The sequence below is a fragment of the Streptomyces hawaiiensis genome, from assembly GCF_004803895.1.
Classification (GTDB): Bacteria; Actinomycetota; Actinomycetes; order Streptomycetales; family Streptomycetaceae; genus Streptomyces; species Streptomyces hawaiiensis.
This window is the reverse complement of the sequence record NZ_CP021978.1, coordinates 1,422,688-1,446,807: the sequence shown is the minus strand read 5'-3', so window position 1 is coordinate 1,446,807 and position 24,120 is coordinate 1,422,688. Positions and strand designations below refer to the sequence as shown.

Sequence of the window (24,120 nt, the reverse complement as noted above, 5' to 3'; positions counted from 1 at the left end):
CTCGACGCGGCTGCGCAGCAACGGACTGGAGACCGCCCTCTGCCTCGACCGGTGGGCGCGGGAGTACGGCATCGCGCCGGAATGACCTGGTTCACACCACAGTTGCGGACATTTCCCCTGAATTGCCGCCGGAAGGGCGGGACGGTCCGAGGTTCGTGGTGGACCAGGTGCCCACACGCGTTAGCGTGGTGGGCCTGACAGCGAGCCGGACCGGCTCGTGCCGGCCCGAAGAGCGACAGCAGGGGGAGACATGCAGGCCGGAGCGGCGTCTTGAGGCTGCTGCACACCTCCGACTGGCACCTCGGCCGGGCGTTCCACCGGGTGAACATGCTCGGCGCCCAGGCCGAGTTCATCGGCCACCTCGTCACCACCGTGCGGGAGCGGGCCGTCGACGCGGTGGTCGTGTCGGGAGACGTCTACGACCGTGCGGTGCCGCCGCTCGCCGCCGTCGAGCTGTTCGACGACGCCCTGCACCGCCTCGCCGACCTCGGCGTGCCGACGGTGATGATCTCCGGGAACCACGACTCGGCCCGCCGGCTGGGCGTCGGCGCCGGACTCATCGGGCGGGCCGGCATCCATCTGCGGACCGAGCCGTCGGCGGCCGGCACCCCGGTGGTGCTGGCGGACGCCGACGGGGAAGTCGCCTTCTACGGGCTGCCCTACCTCGAACCGGCCCTGGTGAAGGACGAGTTCGGGGTGGCGAAGGCCGGGCACGAGGCCGTGCTGGCCGCCGCCATGGACCGGGTCCGCGCCGACCTCGCCACCCGGGCGCCCGGCACCCGCTCCGTCGTCCTCGCGCACGCCTTCGTCACCGGCGGCGAACCCAGCGACAGCGAGCGGGACATCACCGTCGGCGGCGTCGCCGCGGTACCGGCCGGGGTCTTCGACGGCGTCGACTATGTGGCGCTCGGGCATCTGCACGGCTGCCAGACCCTCACCGACCGCGTCCGCTACTCCGGCTCCCCGCTGCCCTACTCCTTCTCGGAGGCCGCCCACCGCAAGAGCATGTGGCTGGTCGACCTGGCCGCCGACGGCTCCGTGGACGCCGAGCGCGTCGACTGCCCGGTGCCCCGCGCCCTGGCCCGGATCCGGGGCACGCTGGAGGACCTGCTCGCCGACCCGGATTTGACACGGCACGAGGAGGCATGGGTCGAGGCGACCCTCACCGACCCGGTCCGCCCGGCCGACCCGATGGCCCGGCTCACCGAGCGCTTCCCGCACACGCTCAGCCTCGTCTTCGACCCCGACCGCGCCGAGGACGAGTCCGAGGTGTCGTACGCCCGGCGCCTCGCCGGCCGCAGCGACCAGCAGATCGCGGAGGACTTCGTCGCCCATGTGCGCGGCGCCGGACCCGACCCGCACGAACAGACCGTGCTGCGCGACGCGTTCGACGCGGTGCGGGCCGACGAGACCGTACGGGAGGTGGCCCGGTGAGGCTCCACCGGCTCGCGGTCACCGCCTTCGGACCCTTCGGAGGCACCCAGACCGTCGACTTCGACGAACTGTCGACAGCCGGGCTGTTCCTGCTGCACGGCCCCACCGGCGCCGGCAAGACATCCGTCCTCGACGCCGTCTGCTACGCCCTCTACGGCTCGGTGCCGGGCGCCCGGCAGGGCGGCGGGCAGGGCACGACCCTGCGCAGCGACCACGCCGCGCCCGCCACCCGCACCGAGGTCACCCTCGACCTCACCGTCGCCGGGCGACGCCTGGAGGTCACCCGCCAGCCGCCCTGGGAGCGCGCCAAGAAGCGCGGCACCGGCACGACCCTGGACAAGGCCCAGACGTGGCTGCGCGAGTACGACGCGACGGCCGGGGCCTGGAAGGACCTCAGTCGCTCGCACCAGGAGATCGGCGAGGAGATCACCCAGCTGCTCGGCATGAGCCGGGAGCAGTTCTGCCAGGTCGTGCTGCTGCCGCAGGGCGACTTCGCCCGGTTCCTGCGCGCCGACGCCGAGGCCCGCGGCAAGCTGCTGGGCCGCCTGTTCGACACCCGCCGTTTCGCCGACGTCGAAAAGCGCCTCGCCGAGCGCCGCCGCGCCACCGAGACACAGGTGCGGGACGGGGACACGGAGCTGCTGGCCGACGCCCACCGCATGCAGCAGGCCGCGGGCGACGCCATGGAACTGCCCGAACTCGCCCCCGGCGAACCGGGCCTCGCCGAGGCCGTACTGAGCGCGGCCGCCGTCGCCCGCAGCACCGCCCGGGAACAGCTCACCGTCGCCGCGTGCACGCTCACCGCCGCCGAGGCCGCGCAGGCCGCCGCCGGCCGCGCCCTGGACGACGTCCGCGAACTGGCCCGGCTCCAGCGGCGGTTCGCCCAGGCACGGGAACGGGCGGCGCGCCTGGAGCAGGGAGCCGCCGCCTACCGGGAGGCGCAGGCGCTCATGGACCGGGCCCGCAAGGCGGAGGCGGTCGCGCCCGCCCTGGACCTGCGGGAAGCCTCCGAAGCCGAACACCGCCGGGCGGCCGCCGCCGAGGCACGCGCGCGTGCCCTGCTGCCGGAGGCCTTCGCCGACGCGGGCGCGGCCGGGCTCGCCGCCGCCGCCCGCCGGGCCGCCGAGGAACTGGGCGGGCTCGACTCGGCACGCCGCGCCGAGCGGCGGCTGGCCGAACTCCTCGACGAGCGGGAGGGCCTGGACCGCCAGGAGCGCGCCGACGCGGACCTCTTGCAGGAGGCGGAGGTCTGGCTCGACGACTGGGAGGAGACGCGCACCGCACTCCAGGCGCGGGTCGACTCCGCGCAGCAGGCCGCCGCCCAGGCCGAGCAGCTCGCCGTACGGCGCGAGCCCGCCCAGCAGCGGCTGCGGGCGGCCCGCACGCGCGACCAGCTCGCCCAGGACACGGACCAGGCGGTAGAACGGGTCCGCACCGCGCAGGACGAGACGCTCCGGGCCAAGCAGCACTGGCTCGACCTCAAGGAGCAGCGCCTGAACGGCATCGCAGCCGAACTGGCCGCGAACCTCACCGACGGCGCCCCCTGCGCCGTCTGCGGCGCCACCGAACACCCCGCCCCGGCCCGCAAGGTCGCCGGGCACGTCGACCGCGAGGCGGAGGAGCACGCCCTCACCGCCTACCAGCGCGCCGACGAGCGGCGCGCCGAGGACGAACGGCGCCTCGGCGTCGTACGGGAGGCACTGGCCGCCGCCACCGCGGAGGCAGGTGACACCCCCACCGGGCAACTCGCCCACGATCTCGCGGAGTTGGAGGAGCAGTATGTGCGGGCCCGCGGCGTAGCCGCCGAGCTGCACGCCGCGCAGGAGCGGCTGCGGCAGGCCGGACACGAGCACGAACGGCGCCTCGCCGCCCGGCAGGAGACCGCCGTACGGACCGCCTCCCGGGTCGGTCACCGGGAGCGGCTGGACCGCGAACGGGCCGCCCTGGAGGAGGAGCTGGACCGGACGCGGGGCACCCTGGACAGTGTCGCCGCGCGGGCCGCACAGCTGGAGCGGCGGACCGCGCTGCTCACGGACGCCGCCGACGCCGCCCGCGTCGCCGAGGACAGCGCCCGGCGGCTCAAGGACGCCGACGCCCGCCTCGCCGACGCCGCCTTCCGCGCCGGCTTCGAGACGCCGCAGGCCGCGGCCGCCGCCCTCCTGGACAACGCCGCCCACCGCGAACTGCAACACCGCCTGGACGCCTGGCAGCACGAGGAGGCCGCCGTACGGGCCGTCCTCGCCGAGGCCGACACGGCCGCGGCGGCCCGCGAGCCGCAGGCCGACCCGGACTCGGCACAGCGGACGGCCGACGAGGCGGCCCGGTTCCTGCGCGACGCCGCCTCCGCCCACGACGCCGCCGGCCGGCGCTGCGCCGAACTCGACCGGCTGTCCGCCCGGGCGACCGCCTCCGTGCGCCGGCTGGCGCCGCTGCGCGAGGAGTACGACCGCGTCGCCCGGATGGCCGGACTCGCCGCCGGCACCGCGGCGGACAACGAACGCCGGATGCGGCTGGAGTCGTACGTGCTGGCGGCCCGGCTGGAGCAGGTCGCCGCCGCCGCGACCGTACGGCTGCGCCGCATGTCCTCGGGCCGCTACACCCTCGTCCACTCCGACGACCGCACCGGCCGCGGCCGCAGCGGGCTCGGCCTGCACGTCGTCGACGCGTGGACCGGCCGCGAACGCGACACGGCGACCCTGTCGGGCGGCGAGACGTTCTTCGCCTCACTCGCCCTGGCCCTCGGCCTCGCCGACGTCGTCACGGACGAGGCGGGCGGGGTGCGGCTGGACACCCTCTTCATCGACGAGGGCTTCGGCAGCCTCGACGACCAGACCCTCGACGAGGTCCTCGACGTCCTCGACTCCCTGCGCGAACGCGACCGCAGCGTCGGCATCGTCAGTCATGTGCCCGACCTGCGGCGGCGGATCCACGCCCAGCTGGAGGTCGTCAAGGGCCGGTCCGGGTCGGCGCTGCGCCAGCGCGGTGCCGGCTGAGACCGCCGCCCACCTGCCGACCGCGCTCGTCCCCGTGCGGGCCGGGCCGCTCGGCGAGGGTGGGACGCCGGCGACTGCGGCTGCCGAACCCCTGATCGTTTGCCGCGAGTTGACCCTGTAGGTTCTTGCGCCATGGTGCGATACGCGGAGCCGGGCGTAGTGGAATGGGTGGAGTCGGGAGGCGGGCCGCTGATAGCGGTACCGGAGACCGTCCTGCCGTTCTGGGCGGGCGCCGACGGCGAGGAGACGGCCTCGGACTACGACCGGGCCTGCGAGGTGGACGGCCACGTCGGCCTCCTCCCGGTCGGCGACTGCACCGCCCTGGTCCTGGGTGACGAGCCCGCCTCGACCGCCTATCTGCACGACCACGGCATGTTCGTCCGGTGGCGCGCCGCCAACTCCGAGGACGAACTGCTGGCGAGCGTCCCGCCGGCGACCGCCACGGCGGACTGGGGACCGGAGACGACCTGGAAGGTGCCCGGGCCCGTCCGCCTCTTCGACGCGGCCTGGCCCGGGACGGGCCTCGCGGGCACCGACCAGGTCCGGGTCGCCCTGGAACCGGGCACGTACGCGGTCCGCGCGGCGCGAGTCCAGCCGGGCCCGGAGACCTGGCTGGACCTGATCCGGCTGCGCCTGCTGGCGCCGCGATAGCGACGCCCCGCAGACAGGCGCGCGGGTGCGCCTACAGCTGGGACAGTTCGTCCACCAGGTCGTCCAGACCGAGCGAACCCTGCGACAGCGCGGCCATGTGCCAGGCCTTCGGGTCGAAGGCGTCGCCGTGCCGGGCGCGGGCGTTCTCGCGGCCCAGGAGCCAGGCCCGTTCGCCGAGCTTGTAGCCGATGGCCTGGCCCGGCATGGACAGGTAGCGGGTCAGCTCGCTCTCCACGAAGTCCGCCGGCCGGCTGCTGTGCGAGCCGAAGAACTCCTGCGCCAGCTCGGCCGTCCAGCGCTCACCGGGGTGGAAGGGCGAGTCGTCCGGGATCGTCAGCTCCAGGTGCATACCGATGTCGATGATGACGCGCACGGCCCGCATCATCTGGGCGTCCAGGTAGCCGAGCCGGCGCTCCGGGTCGGTCAGGAAGCCCAGTTCGTCCATCAGCCGCTCCGCGTACAGTGCCCAGCCCTCGGCGTTGGCGCTCACCATGCCGACGCTCGCCTGGTAGCGGGAGAGGTTCTGCGCCACGTGCTTCCACTGGGCCAGCTGGAGGTGATGGCCCGGCACGCCCTCGTGGTACCAGGTCGACACCAGGTCGTAGACCGGGAAGCGCGTCTCGCCCATGGTCGGCAGCCAGGTGCAGCCCGGGCGGGAGAAGTCGTCCGAGGGCGGCGTGTAGTAGGGGGCCGCGGCACTGCCCGGAGGGGCGATGCGGGACTCCACCCGGCGCACCCGCTCGGCCAGGTCGAAGTGGGTGCCGTCGAGCGCGTCCATCGCCTCGTCCATGAGGCTCTGCAGCCAGTCGCGGACCTCGTCGACGCCCTCGATGTGCGTGCCCTGCGCGTCGAGGTGGGCCAGCGCCTCCCACGGCGTGCCGGCGCCCGGCAGGATCTTCTCGGCCTCGCTCTTCATCTCGCCGAGGAGGCGGTGGTACTCGGACCAGCCGTAGGCGTACGCCTCGTCCAGGTCGAGGTCCGTGCCGTTGAAGTAGCGCACCCAGCGCGCGTACCGCTCGCGGCCCACCACGTCCGGCGCGCCTTCGATCGCCGGGGCGTACACGTCCCGCATCCAGTCGCGCAGCTGTACGACGGCCTCGGTGGCCGAGCGGGCGGCGGCGTCCAGCTCGGACCGCAGGGACTCGGGGCCGGCGGCCGCGTACTGCTCGAACCAGCCGTGGCCCTCGCCGTCCGCGTCGGCCCATTCGCCCAGCTGCCGCACGAACGTGGCCGTGGCGCGGGGCCCGCCGTACAGCTTCCGCTCCAGTCCGAGCGCCAGGGACTCCCGGTAACCCTCCAGCGCGGCCGGGACCGCGCGCAGCCGCTCGGCGATCGCCGTCCAGTCCTCCTGCGTCTGCGCCGGCGTCACGGTGAACACCTGCCGCACCGCATGGGCGATGGAGCTCAGGTTGCTGACGGAACGCAGGCTCTCGTCGGCCTCGTGCACCGCGAGTTCGGCGCCCAGCCGCTCGCGCAGCAGCCGCGCGCACCGGCGTTCGATGTCACTGTCGGCGCCGGGCAGCCGCTCGGCCTCGTCCAACCGGGCCAGCGTCCGGCGCGCCAGCTCCGCGAGTGCCTCCTGGCCCGCGGGCGAGGTGTCGGGCAGCCTGCTCGAACTCTCCTTGTCGCCGAGGAACGTACCGGTGATCGGGTCGAGGGCGACGAGCTCGTCGACGTACGCGTCGGCGACCTCACGGGGCAGCGGGCTCTTGATCTCAGACATGCGGCCATCCTCGTACGACGGACCGCACACGTCACGCGGATTGAGCCGAGGGCGAAGGCGGCAGCAGCGGCCCGCACTCCCACTGCTGGAAGATCAGCCGGGTCTCCACCCGCGCCACCTCCCGCCGCGAGGTGAACCCGTCCAGCACCAGCCGCTGCAGATCGGTCATGTCCGCGACCGCTACATGGACCAGGTAGTCGTCCGGGCCGGTCAGGTGGAAGACCGTACGCGACTCCGGCAGAGCCCGGATCCGCTCCACGAACGGCCCCACCAGCTCCCGCCGGTGCGGCCTGACCTGCACCGACAGCAGGGCCTCGAGCCCTCGCCCCAGCTTGGCCGGATCCAGCTCCAGCCGGTGCCCGAGGATCACGCCCGAGCGGCGCAGCCGCGTCACCCGGTCCAGACAGGTCGACGGGGCCACCCCGACCTGCGCGGCGAGATCCCGGTAGGTCGCCCGGGCGTCGTTCTGCAACAGCCGCAGCAGATGGAGATCCACCGGATCCAGTACGACAGATTCAGCCATCGGCCGAACGTAGCACGGGACGGTCGCGCGACGGCCCGTTCGATGTTCACCCTTGCCCACCATGGACATGGACACAACGAGCACGCGCGCCGACGACGGCGTACGCACCGCACCGCGAGCCCTCGCCACCGAGGCCGTCCACGCCGGGCGGGACGACCTCGCCCGGCAGGGCCTGCACGCCCCGCCGATCGACCTGTCCACCACCTACCCGTCGTACGACAGCCGCGGCGAGGCGGCCCGCATCGACGCGTTCGCCACCACCGGCGCCGAACCCGACGGCCCGCCCGTCTACGGGCGGCTCGGCAACCCGACCGTCGCCCGCTTCGAGACGGCCCTGGCCCGTCTCGAGGGCACCGAGGCGGCGGTGGCCTTCGCCAGCGGCATGGCGGCGCTGAGCGCCGTCCTCCTCGTCCGCGGTTCGATGGGCTTGCGCCACGTCGTCGCCGTACGCCCCCTCTACGGCTGCAGCGACCATCTGCTGACCGCCGGGCTGCTGGGCACGGAGGTGACCTGGACCGACCCCGCGGGTGTCGCCGACGCGCTGCGCCCGGACACCGGCCTGGTCATGGTCGAGTCCCCGGCCAACCCCACCCTCGCCGAGGTCGACCTGCGGGCCGTGGCGCACGCCTGCGGCTCGGTGCCGCTGCTCGTGGACAACACCTTCGCCACACCCGTCCTCCAGCGCCCTGCCGAGCACGGCGCGCGGCTGGTGCTGCACAGCGCCACCAAGTACCTCGGCGGGCACGGGGACGTTCTGGCGGGCGTGGTCGCCTGCGACGAGGAACTCGCGGGCCGGCTGCGCCAGGTGCGCTTCGCCACGGGCGGCGTCCTGCACCCGCTGGCCGGCTACCTGCTGCTGCGCGGCCTGTCCACCCTCCCCGTCCGGGTCCGGGCGGCCTCCGCCACGGCAGCCGAACTGGCCCACCGCCTCACCGCCGACCCGCGAGTGGCCCGCGTGCACTACCCCCGCATCGGCGGCGCGATGGTCGCCTTCGAGGTGTACGACGACCCGCACGGGGTGATCGGCGCGGTCCGCCTGATCACCCCGGCGGTCAGCCTCGGCAGCGTGGACACCCTCATCCAGCACCCGGCCTCCATCAGCCACCGCATCGTGGACGCGGAGGACCGCAGGGGAGCAGGGGTGAGCGACCGGCTGCTGCGCATGTCGGTGGGCCTGGAGGACGTGGAGGACCTGTGGTCGGATCTGGACGGAGCGTTGGGACGACGCCCCGAAAGGGGCGCGGGGAACTGCGCGCACAACCACAACGCGGCCGCACTCGCCAACTGACACACTCCTACGGCGCGGAGGCGCTCCCGAGTCCCTCCGCACTCGTCACGACCGCCTCACCCAGCCGCGCCGTGATGACCAGCGTCCCCTCCTCGACCTGGTAGTCGAGGGGCAGCCCCAGCCCCCGCATCGCGGCGACCATGCCCGTGTTGGACGCCTGCGTCACGGCGTACACGCTGGAGCACCCCGCCTCGACGGCCATGGCCACCAGTCGTGACAGCAACTCCGCCCCCACACCCCGCCGCTGCCACGCGTCCTCGACGAGCAGCGCGACCTCCGTCTCGTCCCCGTCCCACAGGAGGTGCCCGAGCCCGACGATCCGCCCGGAGGCCGTCTGCACGGCGAGAGTGCGGCCGAACCTCGGGCTGAGCAGGTGGTTGAGATACCGGTCGGCGTCACGGACCGGCCCGTGATAGCGAAGCCTCAGCGTGCGTGCCGAGCACCGCTCGTGCAAAGCCCGGGCGGCCTCCAGATCACGCGTGTCGGCCCGCCGCACGGCGATGTCGCCGCCCTCGGCGAGCGTGAGCACGTCCCGTCCGTGCGGGAGACGCGGTCCGAGCCGGGCGTCCAGTTCCACCAGAGCCCTGGCCCGGGCGAACTCGGTCGGCGTGAACGGCAGATACGGCCGTTCCACGGTGATCACTCCGCCTTCGGGGGCGCGCAGGCGCATCACCGTGTCGTCGAGTGCCCCCTCCACCGGAAGGCCCTCCGGCGCCCCGCCGGCACCGGCCGGAGCGGGCCGCGACCGGATGGTGCACCGGCCCAGCAACTGCCGCAGGGCCAGCGGCAGTTCCGCCGCGTCCAGGGCGGTGCGGGCGGCGAGTCCGAGGATCCGGGTCGGCGCGTCCACCAGGTCGTGGGCGTCGGCCCGTTCGATCCAGGTGTCGGCGCCACCGGCCGACTCGACGGCCGTGGTGATCGCGGACGCCGGCAGGGCGGCCGGGCCCCGCAGCAGGAACTCGTCGACCGTGCCCTCGGCCAGCGGGTGCGTCTGGAGGCTCAGGATGTCGACGCGCCGCCCGGCCAGGGCGACGCACAGCGCCGCCAGTGACCCCGGCTCGTCCTGAACCGTGGTGCGCATCCGCCACAGGGTGTTCGTCCCCGGCACCGGCTCCGGTGCCGGGGACTCGGTATCACCCGTCGGCGGTGCGTGTTCCTGACGTCGTGTCCGCCAGGTGCGGAACGCCGCCGCGACCCGCTGCCACGAGGTGGCGGGGCGGCCGTTGTCTTCGGAGTGCGTCACGTGGGTCAGTTCTCGCGTCATGCACCCACTGTGACGGAACGGTGTTGCGTGACCGCGAACGCATTGTGACCGGCGGGTAAAGGGGGCAGTGTGCCCCCTTTGTCGAAGCTTCAAACGTTGCGATCCGTACCTACTGGCCGACCAGGCCCGGCTGAAGCGTCTGCGTGAACAGCACCGTGCCGTCCTGCTCCCGCAGACGGACCGTCAGCTCGCCACTGTGGCCGTCGATGTCGACCTCGCCGAAGAACTGGAACCCCCCGGCGGGGGAGACGTTGGCGGTCGTCGGTGCCTTCACGAACACCCGGTCCGGTCCGAAGGTGCCGTCGAGCGCGTTCGCCGGGAAGGCACCGGCGTTGAGGGGGCCCGAGACGAACTCCCAGAACGGTTCGAAGTCGGTGAAGGCGGCCTTCGACGGCAGGTAGTGCTGCGCCGAGGTGTAGTGCACATCGGCCGTCAGCCACACCGTGCCCGTGATCCGCCGGTGCTTGACGAACCGCAGCAGTTCGGCGATCTGCAGCTCGCGGCCGAGCGGCTTGCCGGGGTCACCCTGCGCCACGGCCTCGATGTTCGGCGCGTCCGGGACGACGAGGCCGACCGGCATGTCGGAGGCGATCACCTTCCACACCGCCCGGGAGCGGGACAGCTCGCGCTTGAGCCACTCCAGTTGCTCGCGGCCGAGGATGCCCTGCGGGTCGGTGGGCTGGTCGTCCGGCGAGTTCGCGTTGCGGTAGGTGCGCATGTCCAGGACGAACACGTCCAGCAGCGGCCCGTGGTGCTGCACGCGGTAGACACGGCCGTGGGGGCGGCGCAGCGTGGAGATCGGGAAGTACTCGGAGAACGCCCGGCGGGCGCGGGCGGCGAGCACGTCGACGCGCTTCTCGGTGTACCGGGTGTCGGTGAGGATCTCGCCCGGGTACCAGTTGTTGGTGACCTCGTGGTCGTCCCACTGGATGATGGAGGGGACCCGGGCGTTGAAGGCCCGCAGGTTCTCGTCGAGCAGGTTGTAGCGGAAGTTGCCGCGGAACTCCCCGAGCGTCTCGGCGACCTTCGCCTTCTCCTCGGTGGTGATGTTCCGCCAGGTCCGGCCGTCGGGCAGGGCCACGGTCGCGGTGATCGGGCCGTCGGCGTAGATGTTGTCGCCGCTGCACAGGAAGAAGTCCGGGTCGAGGGCGGCCATCGCGTTGTAGATGGTGTAGCCGCCGAACTCCGGGTTGATGCCCCAGCCCTGCCCGGCCAGGTCGCCGGACCAGACGAACCGCACGCCGTCGCGGCGCTTGGCGGAGGCCGTGCGGAAGGTGCCGGTGACCGGCTCGCCGGTGCGGCGCGGGTCGTCCGGGTCGGCGAGCAGCACGCGGTAGTGGATCTGCTCGCCGGACGGCAGGCCGCGCAGCGGGGTCGTGCCGGTGAAGTCGGTGCCCGGGCCCAGCAGCGGGCCGCGCCATCTGCGGGGGTTGCGGAACGACTCGGTGGCCGACGTCTCGACGATCATCCGGGCGGGCCGGTCGGAGCGCGCCCACACCAGCCCGGAGTCGCAGGTCACGTCTCCCGCCTGCACACCCCACCCCGCGGTGGGGCGCCCCGAGCGCGCGAAGGCGGGCGCCGCGCCGAGAGCGGCGGGCAGGGACAGGGCCGCCGACGCGGCGAGGGAGCCACGCAGGACGCTACGGCGCCCGGGCAACGGACGGTGTGACATGGATGCGCCTCCAGGGACGGGATCGGCCAAGTGTGCAGAGCCACAACTACTGGCACGCCGCAGCGCACACACGAACCCCAAGTGAACAACTGGCCGCAGGGTGAGGGAACCCGCGAACCGGTCGGCTCACCCGGCCGCCGCCTCCGCCATCAGACGCACGCCGTCGGCGATCCGGGCGGGCGGCACATGGGCGTAGCCCAGGACCAGCCGGATCTCCTCGGCCTCCTCGGGCCGGGCCCTTGTGTGGGCGTAGGCCGACAGCGGGTGCACCGCCACCCCCGCCTCCGCCACGCGCGCCAGGAACCGCTCCTCGGGCCCGTACCGCTGCGGCAGTGTGGCGATCACGTGCAGGCCCGCGGCGATCCCGGACACCTCGGAGCCGGGGAAGTGCGCGTCCAGGGCGGCGACCAGCGCGTCGCGCCGGTCGCGGTAGGCGCGCTGGCAGCGGCGCAACTGGCGGTCGTAGTCGCCGCGCTCCAGGAAGCGGGCGAACAGGGCCTGGTCGAGGGCCGGGTGACCGAGATCCATCGTGCGCTTGCGTTCGACGATCTCCTCCGCCCAGGACTCCGGCACCAGCATCCAGCCCAGCCGCAGGCCCGGCGCGAGGGACTTGCTGACCGAGCCCGTGTAGGCCACATGGTCCGGGTCGAGGCCCTGGAGCGCCCCGACGGGAGCACGGTCGTAACGGAAGTCGCCGTCGTAGTCGTCCTCCAGGACGATGCCGTCCACCGACCGCGCCCAGTCCAGCAGCTCGGCGCGACGCCGGGCCGAGTAGGCGATGCCGGTGGGGAACTGGTGGGCCGGAGTCGTCACCACGGCCCGGACACCCGAGGCCCGCAGCGGCTGCGGGGCGACTCCCTCGTCGTCCACCGGCAGCGGCACGACGGTGACCCCGGCCGCGCCGTACAGCGCGTCGTGCTGCGGGCTGCCCGGGTCCTCCACGCCGACCGTGCGCACCCCGCGCGCGTGCAGCGCGAAACCGAGCAGGGCCGTCGCCTGGGCCACCCCCGAGACGACCACGATCCGCTCCGGGTCGGCCACCACGCCCCGCCGCCGCGCGAGCAGTTCGGCCAGCGCGGTACGCAATCGTGGCAGCCCGCGCGGATCGGGGTAGCCCAGTCCCTGGTGCGGCAGTTCCGCCAGCACACCGCGCTGCGCGGCGGCCCACGCCGCGCGCGGGAACAGCGCCAGGTCCGGCGTCCCGGGCACGAAGTCCGCGCGCGTACCGGGCGAGCGCGGAGCGAGATCGTGCGCCCGCGGCTCCGCGGCCCGGACGGCCGCGCCCACCCAGGTGCCCGCGCCCCGGCCGCTGCGCAGATACCCCTCGGCCGTCAGCTGCTCGTACGCCTCCGTGACCAGCCCGCGCGACACCCCCAGGTCCGCCGCGAGGTCCCGGCTCGACGGCAGCCGCGTGCCCGGCGCGAGCCGGCCCGAGCGGACCGCCTCGCGCAGCGCCGTCTGCAGGGAACGGCCACGTGTACGGGCCGGAGCGGAGGCGGCGGGGAGCAGCAGCTCCCAGGCGGCGGACGCCGCACCTGCGCCCGGGTCGCTCTGCGATGGCCTCATGACGGGAAACCTTAGAGGCTCCGCCGCCCGCCCCGGGGCCGGTCAGCGGCTGCCGTCGAGGACCACCCGGGCCACCAGCGCCGGGTCGTCGTTCATCGGGACGTGGCCGCAGCCGGGCAGCCGCACCAACCGGGCCCCGGGGATGACGCCCTTGGCGCGCACGCCCTGGCGGGGGATGAGCAGCCGGTCCCGGTTGCCCCACGCCACCGTGACCGGCGTGCCCACGATGTCGTCGGTGAACTGCGCGGTCCGGCCGGAGCGCAGCGTCTCGGAGAACCCCTGGGCCCGGGCGAGCGCGAGCGTCTCGGCGACCACGGCCTCGGGGGAACGGCGGCCCGGGCGGGCGTAGATGGTGCTCGTCAGCAGGGTACGGCCGAGGGCCGGGCGGGCCAGCCGCTCGACCATGGGCAGCGGCATCCGCCGGGCGATCTGCCGCATCGTCATCAGCACGGTGAAGGCGTAGCGGCGCTCGGCCTCGTTCCAGAACCCGGCGGGGGACAGAGCGGTCACGGAGCGGACCAGTTGCGCCCGGGCCAGGTCCAGCGCCAGCAGGCCGCCCAGCGAGTTGCCCGCCACGTGCGGCCGTTCGATGTCCAGAGCCCCGAAGAGCGCCGTCAGGACCGTGCTCATCGTGGGCAGGTCGTGCGCCATGCCGTCCGGGAGCGCCGACGACTCGCCGCAGCCGGGCAGGTCCACGGCGATCACGTCGCGCTCGGCCGCCAGCGCCGGGATCACCGGGTCCCACACCTGCCGGTGGTGGCCGATGCCGTGCAGCAGGAGCAGCGGTTCGCCGCTGCCCCGGCGGGTGTAGGACAGGGTCACGCTCTGCTCGCCCTGCGCGGTGGTGACTTTGAAGGAGACGGTGGCGGACATGGGGTGCTCCTCGGCTGTACTCGCTGACGGACGCTGTAGACAGCTTGTCAGCAATTGCTACCCGCCGGTAGCCCCGTGCTGTCGGCACGTTCACGCCACCGGTCCGCTCAACGGGCCCGCCGCACCTCCAGGTTGAACTCGCCGTGCCCGAACTTCCGGAACAGGCCGGCCCACAGGGGCAGCCACATCTCGACGGCCCGGGCCGCCCGGATGCCGCCGAGGTCGAGCACGCGGTCCGCCGGCCAGCTGAACTCCCCGAGCAGCGCCGTCACCTGCGCCTTGGCGTCCGGGTCGTCCCCGCAGACGAAGACGTTGTGCTCGCCCGGCACACCGGCCGGATCCACCATCACCCGGCAGTTGACCGTGTTGAGCGACTTCACCACGCGCGCGAGCGGAAACGCCCGCTGGATCTGCTCGCCCACGCTGTCCGACTCGACGGGCGACAGCCGCAGTTCACCCTCCTCGAGCGCCAGCGGATTGGACACGTCCACGAGGACCTTCCCACCGACGTTCGCCGCCCCGGCCGCCTCCAGCGCGGCGAGCGCCACCCGCCCGCCGACCGCGTTCACCACGACCTCCCCGAACGCCGCCGCCTCCGCGAACGTCCCCACGCCCGCCCCGGGGCCCGCGGCGGCGGCCCACTGCACGGCGGCCGTGTTCTCCCGCGTGCGCGAGCCGAGCCGCACCTCGTGCCCCAGCTCCACCAGCCGTCCGCCGAGCGTGCGCCCGACCTGCCCCGTGCCCAGCACCGCGTACCGCATCGCCACCTCCGCAGCCGTGTCGCCGATCACCGGCGCCTTGCCGGCCATTCTGTCCGGGAAGGGATGGTTCCGCCTGGACAGAGCCGCATCGGTGGGCTGGGATGGAGCCGTGACCACCGAGACCGCGACCGACGTCTTCGAGGCGCACCGTCCCGTCCTGCTGGGCGTCGCCTACCGCATGCTGGGACGCGTGGCCGACGCGGAGGACGTGGTCCAGGAGGCCTGGCTGCGCTGGTCCGGTGCCGCTCGCGACGATGTGCGCGAACCGCGCGGCTACCTCGTACGGATCACCACCCGTCTCGCCATCGACCGGCTGCGCCAGATCAAGGCCCGCGGCGAGACCTACGTCGGACCCTGGCTGCCCGAGCCGTACGCCACCGACTTCGGCGACACCGTGCCGGACACCGCCGAGCGGGCCGTGCTCGCCGACTCCGTCTCCCTCGCCGTCCTCGTCGTACTGGAGTCGCTGTCACCGTTGGAGCGCGCCGTGTTCGTGCTGCGCGAGGCCTTCGGCTTCCCGTACGCCGACATCGCCGCCATGCTCGACCGCGGCGAACCGGCGGTGCGCCAGCTGTCCGGGCGGGCCCGCAAGCACGTCGAGGAGCGGCGCCCGCGCTACGAGGTCGACCCCGCCCAGCAGCGCGAGCTCACCGAACGGTTCCTCGCCGCGGCGGCGGACGGCGACCTCGAAGGTCTGATGGCGCTGCTCGCCCCGGAGGTCCGGCTGGTCGGCGACAGCGGCGGCAAGGCGCGGGCGCCGCTGCGCGTCGTGCAGACCGCCGACAAGGTCGGCCGCTTCCTCGTCGGCGCCGCGCAGAAGGGCCTCCCGGGCCTGACCGTGCGCTTCCTGGAGCTCAACGGCGGCCCGGCCGTGCTGATCCTGTCCGGCGGCAAGCCCGACTCCGTCCTCCAGCTCGACGTGGCCGACGGCCGTGTGCAGTCGGTCTACATCGTCCGCAACCCCGACAAGCTGCGGTCCCTGGCCGCCTGAACGCCCCCACGGGCCCGGTCCGCGGCCCCGTATGAACGCCCCGTGAACGTTCCCGGCCATTGGTCTTGACCAAGGATCAGGGCCGCCCTATGGTCGCAGAGAAGTGCAACAACCTTTAATAAACAAGGGCGCTAAAACGCCGCCGACCACGGCGATTGCGGAGGACAGGGTGGGGACCACGCAGCTGGAATCGGTACAGGAACCGAAGTACTGGCATCTCAAGACGGTGCTCAGTCAAGCGCTCGACTCGGAGTTCTCGGTGGGGGAGATCCTGCCCAACGAGCGCGATCTCGCGGCCCGCTTCGGCGTCGCCCGCGCCACGCTCCGGCAGGCCCTGGAGCAGCTCGAACTCGAAGGCAGGCTGCAGCGCCGCCGCGGTGTCGGGACGACCGTCGCGCCGCCCCGCATGGGCGTCTCCCTCGGCACCGGCCCGCACACCTGGCCGGGCGGCCCCGAGGACGCCTGGCAGCCCGTCGACTGCACGACGGCCGTGCCGCCGGCGGCCGTCGCCGACGCGCTGGAGACCGGCCGGGACGAGCCCGTGCACATCGTGCGGCGCTCCCGCGTCTCGCACGGCCGGCCGGTGGCCGCGGAGCTGCTGTACATCCCGCAGTCCTCGGTGCCCGAGCTCTCCGGCATCGACGCGCCGTCCGGAGCGGCACGCGCGCGTGCGGTGCTGCGGGAGCTGCAGCGACTGGAGCCGGAGCGGCAGGAGAACGCGGTGGAGCTCGGCTCCGCCGGCGCCGACGAGGCGAAGGAGCTGGACCGGCTGCCCGGGGCGCCCGTGCTGGTGGTGACCACGCGGTTCGTCGCCGGGGGGCGGACGGCCGCGTTGTCGGTGGCGACGTATCGCGCTGACACGTGCCGCCTTACCTTCGGTGACTCGGGGGGTGTGGAGATCCACGCCGGGCCTCAGCAGCGGGCGTCCTGACCGTGCCGTACGGGGTGGCGCTCCGCGTGGCGGGCTGCGGGCTCATCGTGGCTGGTCGCGCCCACGCGGCGGAGCCGCATGTCGACACAGCCGCGCGCCCCTAAGAGGGGCGTTCCACTGTGAAGAGCTGTTCCTCCACATGGTCCAGGGCCAGGCGGAGGGCGCCTGTCGCCACTGCCGCGTCCCCCAGACTGGAGAGGGTCACCTCCGGGGGGCGCAGGCAGTAGCGGGCGAGTTCCTGGCGGAGGGGGTCAGGACGCCGTCCAGGCCCGCTGCCCAGCCGCCGATGACGACCAGCTCCGGGTCCAGGGCGAGGGCGAGTGCGGCCACGTCGTGGACCAGGCGCCGGATGAAGCGGTCGACGGCCGCGCGGGCCCGCTGGTCGCCCTCGCGGGCCTGCGCGAAGACCTCGGCGACCGCCTGCTCGTCGAGGGGGTGGAGGGGTTCGTCCGTGGTCGACAGGAGCCTCTCGGGCGTCACCTCCCGGCCCAGCAGGTGCAGCGCGCCGATCTCGCCGGCCGCTCCGCCGTAGCCCCGGTGCAGCCGGCCCCCGATCAGCGAGCCGGCGCCCGGGCTGAGCCCCGCCAGCACGAACACCACGTCGTCCGACTCGGTGGCCGCCCCCTTCCAGTGCTCGGCGACGGCAGCCGCGTTGGCGTCGTTCTCGACCAGCACCGGGCACTTGAACGACCGGCTCAGCCGCTCGCCCAGCCGCAGCCCCGTCCACCCCGGCAGCGCCGTGCCCAGCCGTACCGTGCCGTCGGCCTCGACGATCCCGGGCGTCGCCACGCCCACCGCCCGCAGCGACCCGCGCGCGACCCCGGCCCGCCGCAACAGCTCGGCGACGGCCCCGCGCAGCCGCTCCAGCCGCTCGTCGGCCCCCGCCGTCTCGGACACCTCCCTGGCCTGGGCGCCGATCACCCGGCCGTCCAGGTCGGACAGCAGCGCGGCCACCCGATGCGCCCCGACCTCCAGCCCCAGCAGATGCCCGGCCTCCGCCCGGAACCGGAACCGCCGCGCCGGACGCCCCTGCCGCCGGGCAGCGCCCTCCTCGGCCGCCTTCTCGACCACCAGCCCGGCCTCGATGAGCCCCTCGACGACGCCCTCGACGGTCGGCCGGGACAGCCCCGTCACCCGGGTGATCTCGGTCAGCGTCGCGCAGTCCGTGGCACGCAGCGCGTGCAGCACCACCGCGGAGTTGATCCTTCGCAGCAGCGAGGGATCCCCGCCGGTCAGCCGCCCCACCGTCCGTCCTCCCAGGTCGTGCGCGCGTTGGCCGGATCGTACTTCGACCCGGCACACCCCGGCGAGGGGCAGGCACCGGCCCCTCGGCGATCAGCCCGGCGCCACGAAGCCCGACTCGTACGCCGCGATCACCGCCTGGGTGCGGTCCCGCGCCCCCAACTTCGCCAGCACCGCGCTGACATGCGACTTCACCGTCTCGGTCCCCACGACCAGCCGGGCGGCGATCTCCGCGTTCGACAGGCCCCGCGCCATCAGCCGCAGCACCTCGGCCTCGCGCTCGGTCAGCCGGGCGCGCTCCAGCACGGCCCGTGCCGCGCGGTTCCCGGCGGTGTCGCCGTACTCGGCGGCGAGCTGCCGCACCGAGGCGGGGAACAGCAGCGACTCGCCCTCGGCGATCAGCCGCACCGCGTGCACGATCTCGGCGGGCCGGGCCCGCTTGAGCAGGAACCCGTCGGCTCCCGCCCGCAGCGCCTCGTACACGTACTCGTCGTTCTCGAAGGTCGTCACCACCAGGATCCGCGGCGGATCCGCGACCGTCCGCAGCAACGCCCGGGTGGCCTCGATGCCGTCCAGCAGCGGCATCCGGACGTCCATGGCGACCACGTCCGGCCGCAGCCGCCGCACGAGCGGGATCACCGCCGCCCCGTCCGCGGCCTCCCCGACGACCTCGATGTCGGGCTGCGCCTCCAGCACGGCCCGCAGACCCGCGCGGACCAGGGGTTCGTCGTCGACGAGGAGAACGGTGACCGGCATCGGACCAGCGTAGATCAGCTGAACGGCAGTTCGGCATGGACCTGCCAGTCGCCTTCGTCGGGTCCGGTCCGGGCCCGCCCGCCGAGCAGGGCCGCGCGTTCCCGGATCCCGCGCAGCCCGCTGCCGCGCCCGGAGCCGGGCGTCCCGGCCGGCAGCGGATTGTGTATCGCGAGGACGAGGGTGTCGTCGGTGACGTGCACACGGACGCGCACCGGGACCGCCCCCGCGTGCCGCAGCACGTTGGTCAGCGACTCCTGGAGGATCCGGTAGCCCTCCCGGGCCACCGGGCCCGGCACCGTCTCCACCGGCCCGGTCACCTCGGCGTCGACCTTCGCCCCGGAGGCGCGGGCCGACTCCAGCAGGCGGTCGGCGTCCGCGAGGGTCGGTCTGCCGCTCACCGGCTTCTCCGACTCCCGCAGGACGCCGAGCACCCGCTCCAGATCCTCCAGGGCGGCCCGGCCGGTCTCCTCGATGGCGCCCAGGGCGCGATCGGTGAAGGCGGGATCGCCCGCCGCCCGGGCGGCCCCCGCCTGCACGACGGCGACCGTGAGCGCGTGGCCGATGGAGTCGTGCAACTCGCGGGCGATACGCGTGCGTTCCAGGAGCTGTTCCGTGCGCTCCTCCAGTGCGGCGAGCCGCTCGAGGGGGGAGGGGCCGAGCAGGCGCAGGGCGATGCGGGTGATGAGGTGCCCCGAGCCGACCACGACCGCGGCCGCCAGGACCAGGGGCAGGGGCGCGAGCAGGGCGTGCCACCAGTGATGACCCTCGACGGCAAGCCAGGCACCGCCGGCGCGCTCGCCGCTGAGCGCCGTCGACACCAGGTCCACCCCGAGAAGGAGGAGCTGGAGGGCGAGATGCGACACCAGGGCGCCGAGGAACAGCCGCGTCTGGAGCCACACCACCATCCGCCCGCGGTCGCCCCACGTGGCCGAGGGGGCGACGACGATCTCCGAGCTCTCGCTGCCCTCCCGATGGCCGGTCAGCAGCAGCCTGGCCTGGAACCCCTCCACGACCCGCATGGCGGGGACCAGGCCCGCGAGACCGAGCAGCACGGTCGCCGTGCCCACGGTCCACCACGCCTCGTCGACGAACAGCCACAGGGACGGCCACACGATGGCCACGCAGAGATGCAGCCACCGCGTGTACGTCACCGCCCGGGTGAACGGGCGCAGCATGCGGACCATGGCGTCATGGTGCCAGCCGGCACCGACAGCGAGCCTCCCCCGCACGGGGGAGACGATCTCCACCACCGGGGGAGGACCGCACCCCGGACCAACCGCCACGCTGTCGCCATGACCAGCATCGACGTCCAGGACCTCACCAAGGAGTTCGGCAGCCGGCGAGCCGTGGACCGGCTCACCTTCCGCGTGCGGCCCGGCCGCGTCACCGGCTTCCTCGGCCCGAACGGCGCCGGAAAGTCCACCACCATGCGGCTGGTGCTCGGCCTCGACCGGCCGACCGCCGGTGCCGCCACGATCGGCGGTCGGCCCTACCCGACGCTGCGCGAACCCCTGCGCCACGTGGGCACCCTGCTCGACGCGCAGGCCGCGCACGGCTCCCGCACCGCCCGCGACCATCTCCGTGTCCTGGCGGCGAGCAACCGCATCCCGGACCGTCGGGTCGACGAGGTCCTGGAGGAGACGGGTCTGGCCTCGGTGGCCCGGCGCCGCGTGCGGACGTACTCCCTGGGCATGCGCCAGCGGCTCGGCATCGCCGCCGCTCTGCTGGGCGACCCCGAGGTGGTCATGCTGGACGAGCCGTCCAACGGCCTCGATCCCGAAGGCATCGTGTGGATCCGGACGTTGCTGCGCCGACTGGCGGGGGAGGGCCGCACGGTCCTGGTCTCCAGCCATCTGATGAACGAGACGGCGTCCTTCGCCGACCATCTCGTCGTCCTCGGCCGGGGCCGGCTCCTCGCCGACACCCCGATGCGGGACTTCATCCACGCGCGCGTGCAGCCCCGCGTCCGCATCCGCACGACCGACCCCGCCGCCCTCGAGTCGGCCCTCGCCCGGCACGGCCACACCGCCGAGGAACAGGCGGACGGGCACTGGACCGTGCACGACGCGCGCGTGGACGACATCGGCCGCATCGCCTCGGCCGCGGGCGTGCCGGTTCTGGAACTGGCCACCGAGGAGGGCACCTTGGAGCAGGCCTACTTCGACCTCACCGGGGCCGAGACCGAGTTCGCCGCACAGCCCCAGGAGGCCTGACCATGGAATTCACGCCCGTACTGCGCTCCGAGTGGCTGAAGGTCCGCACGCTGCGCTCGCTCCCGGGAGCGCTGCTGGCGCTGTTCGCGGCCACCGTCGCGTTTTCCGCGATCGCCGGCGTCTCCGATGCCTCGGACCCGGGGTTCGATCCGCTGTTCACGGCCCTGTCCGGCGTCATCCCGGGCCAGATCGCGGCGATTTCGTTCGGGGCCATGGCGGTGTCGTCGGAGTTCCACCAGGGCGCGCTCCGGCTCTCCCTGGCCGCCGTGCCGCGACGCGGCCGGTGGTTCGCGGCCAAGGCGGCCGTCATCGCCGTGCCGACGCTCCTCGTGGGGGTGCTGACGGCCCTCGCCGCCCTCCTCGTCGGGCGGACGGGGCTCGGCCCGGCGGCCGACGGGCTCAGCACCGGTGAGCAGGTGCGCGGTGTCGTGGGCTGCGGCGTCTACCTCATGCTGATGGCCCTGCTCTCCGCCGGGATCGCCGCCCTGCTGCGCAGCGGCGTGGCCACCCTCTCCCTGCTGGTGCCGTTCATCCTCGTCGTGTCGTTCGTGATCGGAGACGCGACGGGCACCGTCGCCGACTTCCTGCCCGACAAGGCGGGGCAACTCGTCCTCCGGGAGACGTACGACGGCACCCTCGGGCCCTGGTCGGGGCTCGCGGTGACCGCGCTGTGGACGGCCGCCGCACTGCTGGCGGGAGCCTGGAGCGTGCGCCGCAGAGACGCCTGACGGCGAGCCGGATGACGCCCCGCCAAGTGTCAGTGGGGCCGGGTTTACTGGACCCATGAACATCGCACAGCACATCGCCCTCATCGACGAGCTGTGCTACCGCCCCTTTCCGGCGGAGCACGGCCCGTCGGACGTCGGCGTCTCGGGACCCGGTCACCACATCGCGGTGTTAGAAGCCGCGACCGGCGACGACCCGGCCGCTCGCGCGGTGACGATCGACCAGTACGAGAAGGACCGGGACACCGTCTACGAGCTCCTCGCCTCCCGCTGGGGCGACACGGACCCCTACAACCTGCAGACCGTTCTGCTGCGCACCGAGCGGGAGGAGATACCCCGCCCCTGGGCCGAGTTGAGCGCGCGGGCGAGCGTCGCCCACCTGTGGGAGGTGGAGGGCACGGGACGCTGGGTCGCCGTGGCGGTCGGGGACCGGGACACGTCCCGGGAGGTCCAGCTGCTGGCCCTGGTCACGGAGACCGACCCGCCCTAGGAGATCAGGCCCCGGCGGCGTCCCGCAGCCGCCCGAACTCCTCCGCCATCGTCTGAATCGTCCAGTGCGCGTTCAGCCCGCTCGGATTGGGCAGTACCCACACGCGCGTGTCCCGGATCGTCCGCGACTGCGGCCCCACCCGCGCCTTGCGGTCGTCGAACGCGGCGCGGTACGCGGTCACCCCCACCACGGCCAGCCAGCGCGGCCGCAGCCGTGCCACCTTCGCCGCGAGCAGCCGCCCGCCCTCCCGGTACTCCTCGGCGCCCAGCTCGTCGGCCCGGGCCGAGGGCCGCGCCACGACGTTGGTGATGCCGAGCCCGTACGACAGCAACTCCTGCTGCTCTGACGGCTTCAGCAGCCGCGGCGTGAAGCCGGACCGGTGCAGCACCGGCCAGAAGCGGTTGCCCGGGCGGGCGAAGTGATGGCCCGTCGCGGCCGTCATCAGGCCGGGGTTGATGCCGCAGAACAGGACGTGCAGACCCTCCGCGACCACGTCGGGCACGACGCGGTCGCGGGCGGCCTCCAGTTCCTCGGGTGTGAAACGCGCCATCGCGGACTCCCCGGCCGGCGCGTCAGAGGATCGCCCCGGGCGTGTAGCCCGCGGCCTGGGGGTGCTGCTTCACGATCTCCTCGACCCGGGCGACGACGGCGGCCACCTGGTCGCCCGCGGCACCGGTGAAGGACAGCTTGTCGGCCATCAGCGCGTCCAGCTGTCCTCGGTCCAGCGGGATGCGGGTGTCGGCGGCCAGCTTGTCGAGCAGCTCGTTGCGCTCGGCGCCCTGCTCGCGCATGGCGAGCGCGGAGGCGACGGCGTTCTCCTTGATCGCCTCGTGCGCGATCTCCCGGCCGACGCCCGCGCGCACGGCGCCCATCAGCACCTTGGTGGTGGCGAGGAACGGCAGGTAGCGGTCGAGCTCCCGGGCGACGACCGCCGGGAACGCGCCGAACTCGTCGAGCACCGTCAGGAACGTCTCCAGCAGGCCGTCCAGCGCGAAGAACGCGTCCGGCAGCGCGACCCGGCGCACCACCGAGCAGGACACGTCGCCCTCGTTCCACTGGTCGCCCGCCAGCTCGCCCGTCATCGAGGCGTAGCCGCGCAGGATCACCATCAGGCCGTTGACGCGCTCGCAGGAGCGGGTGTTCATCTTGTGCGGCATCGCCGAGGAGCCGACCTGGCCGGGCTTGAAACCCTCGGTGACCAGTTCGTGCCCGGCCATCAGGCGGATCGTCTTCGCCAGCGACGACGGGGCCGACGCCAGCTGCACCAGCGCCGTGACGACCTCGTAGTCCAGCGAGCGCGGGTAGACCTGGCCGACCGAGGTGAACGCCTGCGAGAAGCCGAGGTGCCCGGCGATCCGCTGCTCCAGGTCCGCGAGCTTCGCTGCGTCCCCGCCCAGCAGGTCCAGCATGTCCTGCGCGGTGCCGACCGGGCCCTTGATGCCGCGCAGCGGGTAGCGGCCCAGCAGCTCCTCGACCCGGCCGTACGCCACGAGCAGCTCGTCGGCGGCGGTCGCGAAACGCTTGCCGAGGGTGGTCGCCTGGGCGGCGACGTTGTGCGAGCGGCCGGCCATGACCAGCTCGCCGTACTCGCCGGCCAGCTTGCCCAGCCGGGCCAGGACGGCGACCGAGCGGTCGCGCACCAGCTCCAGCGAGAGCCGGATCTGCAGCTGCTCGACGTTCTCGGTGAGGTCGCGGGAGGTCATGCCCTTGTGCACGTGCTCGTGCCCGGCGAGGTCGTTGAACTCCTCGATCCGCGCCTTCACGTCGTGCCGCGTGACCTTCTCGCGCTCGGCGATGGAGGCCAGGTCGACGGTGTCGAGGACACGCTCGTAGTCGGTGAGCGCCGCGTCCGGCACCTCGATCCCGAGGTCCTTCTGGGCCCGCAGCACGGCGAGCCAGAGCTGACGCTCCAGCTTCACCTTCTGCTCGGGCGACCAGAGCGTGGCGAGCTCGGCGGAGGCGTAGCGTCCGGCGAGGACGTTCGGGATGCGGGGCTTGGCGGGAGCGGAAGTCACGTGCACGGA

At 73.9% G+C, this 24,120-nt stretch carries 20 protein-coding genes and 1 pseudogene; 9 read left to right on the top strand and 12 right to left on the bottom strand.

Annotated features, from left to right (window positions below):
• Nucleotides 1-270 precede the first annotated feature (270 nt).
• The 3 genes from CEB94_RS06665 (at nt 271) to CEB94_RS06655 (ending at nt 5,078) form a co-directional block, all read left to right on the top strand.
• Nucleotides 271-1,434 (top strand): exonuclease SbcCD subunit D, encoded by a 1,164-nt coding sequence (locus CEB94_RS06665; protein WP_175431278.1) that lies wholly within the window; start codon nt 271-273, stop codon nt 1,432-1,434.
• Nucleotides 1,431-4,427, top strand: coding sequence for an AAA family ATPase (locus CEB94_RS06660; RefSeq protein WP_175431277.1), 2,997 nt, complete (start codon nt 1,431-1,433; stop codon nt 4,425-4,427). The genes CEB94_RS06665 and CEB94_RS06660 overlap by 4 nt, the downstream gene beginning before the upstream one ends.
• 132 nt (nt 4,428-4,559) lie before the next feature.
• Nucleotides 4,560-5,078, top strand: coding sequence for an immunity 21 family protein (locus tag CEB94_RS06655; protein ID WP_175431276.1), 519 nt, complete (start codon nt 4,560-4,562; stop codon nt 5,076-5,078).
• Between the two features lie 31 nt (nt 5,079-5,109).
• On the opposite strand, the gene CEB94_RS06650 is transcribed toward CEB94_RS06655, so the two are convergent.
• Together CEB94_RS06650 and CEB94_RS06645 are read right to left on the bottom strand one after the other, a co-directional pair.
• On the bottom strand, nt 5,110-6,801 hold the full coding sequence (locus tag CEB94_RS06650; RefSeq protein ID WP_175431275.1) for a DUF885 domain-containing protein: 1,692 nt from the start codon (nt 6,799-6,801) through the stop codon (nt 5,110-5,112).
• Between the two features lie 31 nt (nt 6,802-6,832).
• Nucleotides 6,833-7,324, bottom strand: coding sequence for an Lrp/AsnC family transcriptional regulator (locus CEB94_RS06645; RefSeq protein ID WP_175431274.1), 492 nt, complete (start codon nt 7,322-7,324; stop codon nt 6,833-6,835).
• A 67-nt stretch (nt 7,325-7,391) separates the two neighbouring features.
• Here CEB94_RS06645 and CEB94_RS06640 point away from each other — a divergent pair, with 67 nt between their 5' ends.
• Nucleotides 7,392-8,612, top strand: coding sequence for a trans-sulfuration enzyme family protein (locus CEB94_RS06640; protein WP_175436918.1), 1,221 nt, complete (start codon nt 7,392-7,394; stop codon nt 8,610-8,612).
• A 7-nt stretch (nt 8,613-8,619) separates the two neighbouring features.
• Here the strand turns inward: CEB94_RS06640 and CEB94_RS06635 are convergent, their stop codons facing one another.
• The 5 genes from CEB94_RS06635 to CEB94_RS06615 form a co-directional block, all read right to left on the bottom strand.
• A complete protein-coding gene (locus CEB94_RS06635; protein WP_175431273.1) occupies nt 8,620-9,876 on the bottom strand; it encodes a GNAT family N-acetyltransferase in 1,257 nt (418 codons plus the stop codon).
• Between the two features lie 109 nt (nt 9,877-9,985).
• On the bottom strand, nt 9,986-11,548 hold the full coding sequence (locus tag CEB94_RS06630; RefSeq protein WP_175431272.1) for an alkaline phosphatase D family protein: 1,563 nt from the start codon (nt 11,546-11,548) through the stop codon (nt 9,986-9,988).
• Nucleotides 11,549-11,674: 126 nt separating this feature from the next.
• The gene (pdxR, locus tag CEB94_RS06625; protein ID WP_175431271.1) at nt 11,675-13,114 is read right to left on the bottom strand and encodes a MocR-like pyridoxine biosynthesis transcription factor PdxR; all 1,440 of its coding nucleotides are present in this window, start codon (nt 13,112-13,114) and stop codon (nt 11,675-11,677) included.
• 42 nt (nt 13,115-13,156) lie between these two features.
• Nucleotides 13,157-13,987, bottom strand: coding sequence for an alpha/beta fold hydrolase (locus tag CEB94_RS06620; RefSeq protein WP_175431270.1), 831 nt, complete (start codon nt 13,985-13,987; stop codon nt 13,157-13,159).
• Nucleotides 13,988-14,094: 107 nt separating this feature from the next.
• On the bottom strand, nt 14,095-14,748 hold the full coding sequence (locus CEB94_RS06615) for an NADPH-dependent F420 reductase (RefSeq protein ID WP_175436917.1): 654 nt from the start codon (nt 14,746-14,748) through the stop codon (nt 14,095-14,097).
• Nucleotides 14,749-14,857: 109 nt separating this feature from the next.
• On the opposite strand from CEB94_RS06615, the gene CEB94_RS06610 reads away from it, so the two are divergent.
• Both CEB94_RS06610 and CEB94_RS06605 read left to right on the top strand, forming a co-directional pair.
• Complete coding sequence (locus CEB94_RS06610; protein WP_175431269.1) at nt 14,858-15,739, top strand: RNA polymerase sigma-70 factor; 882 nt, start codon at nt 14,858-14,860, stop codon at nt 15,737-15,739.
• Between the two features lie 169 nt (nt 15,740-15,908).
• Nucleotides 15,909-16,670, top strand: a complete 762-nt coding sequence (locus tag CEB94_RS06605) for a GntR family transcriptional regulator (RefSeq protein ID WP_175431268.1) — start codon at nt 15,909-15,911, stop codon at nt 16,668-16,670.
• Between the two features lie 100 nt (nt 16,671-16,770).
• Here the strand turns inward: CEB94_RS06605 and CEB94_RS06600 are convergent.
• The 3 genes and pseudogenes from CEB94_RS06600 to CEB94_RS06590 all read right to left on the bottom strand — a co-directional run bounded on the left by CEB94_RS06600 (nt 16,771) and on the right by CEB94_RS06590 (nt 19,852).
• A pseudogene (locus tag CEB94_RS06600) lies at nt 16,771-17,915 on the bottom strand (ROK family transcriptional regulator).
• 90 nt (nt 17,916-18,005) lie between these two features.
• On the bottom strand, nt 18,006-18,668 hold the full coding sequence (locus tag CEB94_RS06595; protein ID WP_175431267.1) for a response regulator transcription factor: 663 nt from the start codon (nt 18,666-18,668) through the stop codon (nt 18,006-18,008).
• Nucleotides 18,669-18,682: 14 nt separating this feature from the next.
• Nucleotides 18,683-19,852 (bottom strand): sensor histidine kinase, encoded by a 1,170-nt coding sequence (locus CEB94_RS06590; protein WP_175431266.1) that lies wholly within the window; start codon nt 19,850-19,852, stop codon nt 18,683-18,685.
• Nucleotides 19,853-19,960: 108 nt separating this feature from the next.
• Between CEB94_RS06590 and CEB94_RS06585 the strand changes: the two genes are divergently transcribed.
• From CEB94_RS06585 to CEB94_RS06575, 3 genes are read left to right on the top strand one after another with little or no spacing between them, the layout of a single operon-like run.
• On the top strand, nt 19,961-20,881 hold the full coding sequence (locus CEB94_RS06585; protein ID WP_175431265.1) for an ABC transporter ATP-binding protein: 921 nt from the start codon (nt 19,961-19,963) through the stop codon (nt 20,879-20,881).
• Between the two features lie 2 nt (nt 20,882-20,883).
• The gene (locus CEB94_RS06580) at nt 20,884-21,609 is read left to right on the top strand and encodes an ABC transporter permease (protein ID WP_175431264.1); all 726 of its coding nucleotides are present in this window, start codon (nt 20,884-20,886) and stop codon (nt 21,607-21,609) included.
• Nucleotides 21,610-21,664: 55 nt separating this feature from the next.
• Nucleotides 21,665-22,096 (top strand): hypothetical protein, encoded by a 432-nt coding sequence (locus CEB94_RS06575; RefSeq protein ID WP_175431263.1) that lies wholly within the window; start codon nt 21,665-21,667, stop codon nt 22,094-22,096.
• Nucleotides 22,097-22,100: 4 nt separating this feature from the next.
• Here CEB94_RS06575 and mug read toward each other — a convergent pair whose 3' ends face one another.
• Both mug and purB read right to left on the bottom strand, forming a co-directional pair.
• Entirely contained in the window at nt 22,101-22,646 is a 546-nt protein-coding gene (gene mug, locus CEB94_RS06570; RefSeq protein ID WP_175431262.1) for a G/U mismatch-specific DNA glycosylase, read from the bottom strand.
• 22 nt (nt 22,647-22,668) lie between these two features.
• Nucleotides 22,669-24,111: an adenylosuccinate lyase gene (purB, locus tag CEB94_RS06565; RefSeq protein ID WP_175431261.1), complete on the bottom strand. Its 1,443-nt coding sequence runs from the start codon at nt 24,109-24,111 to the stop codon at nt 22,669-22,671.
• Nucleotides 24,112-24,120 lie beyond the last annotated feature (9 nt).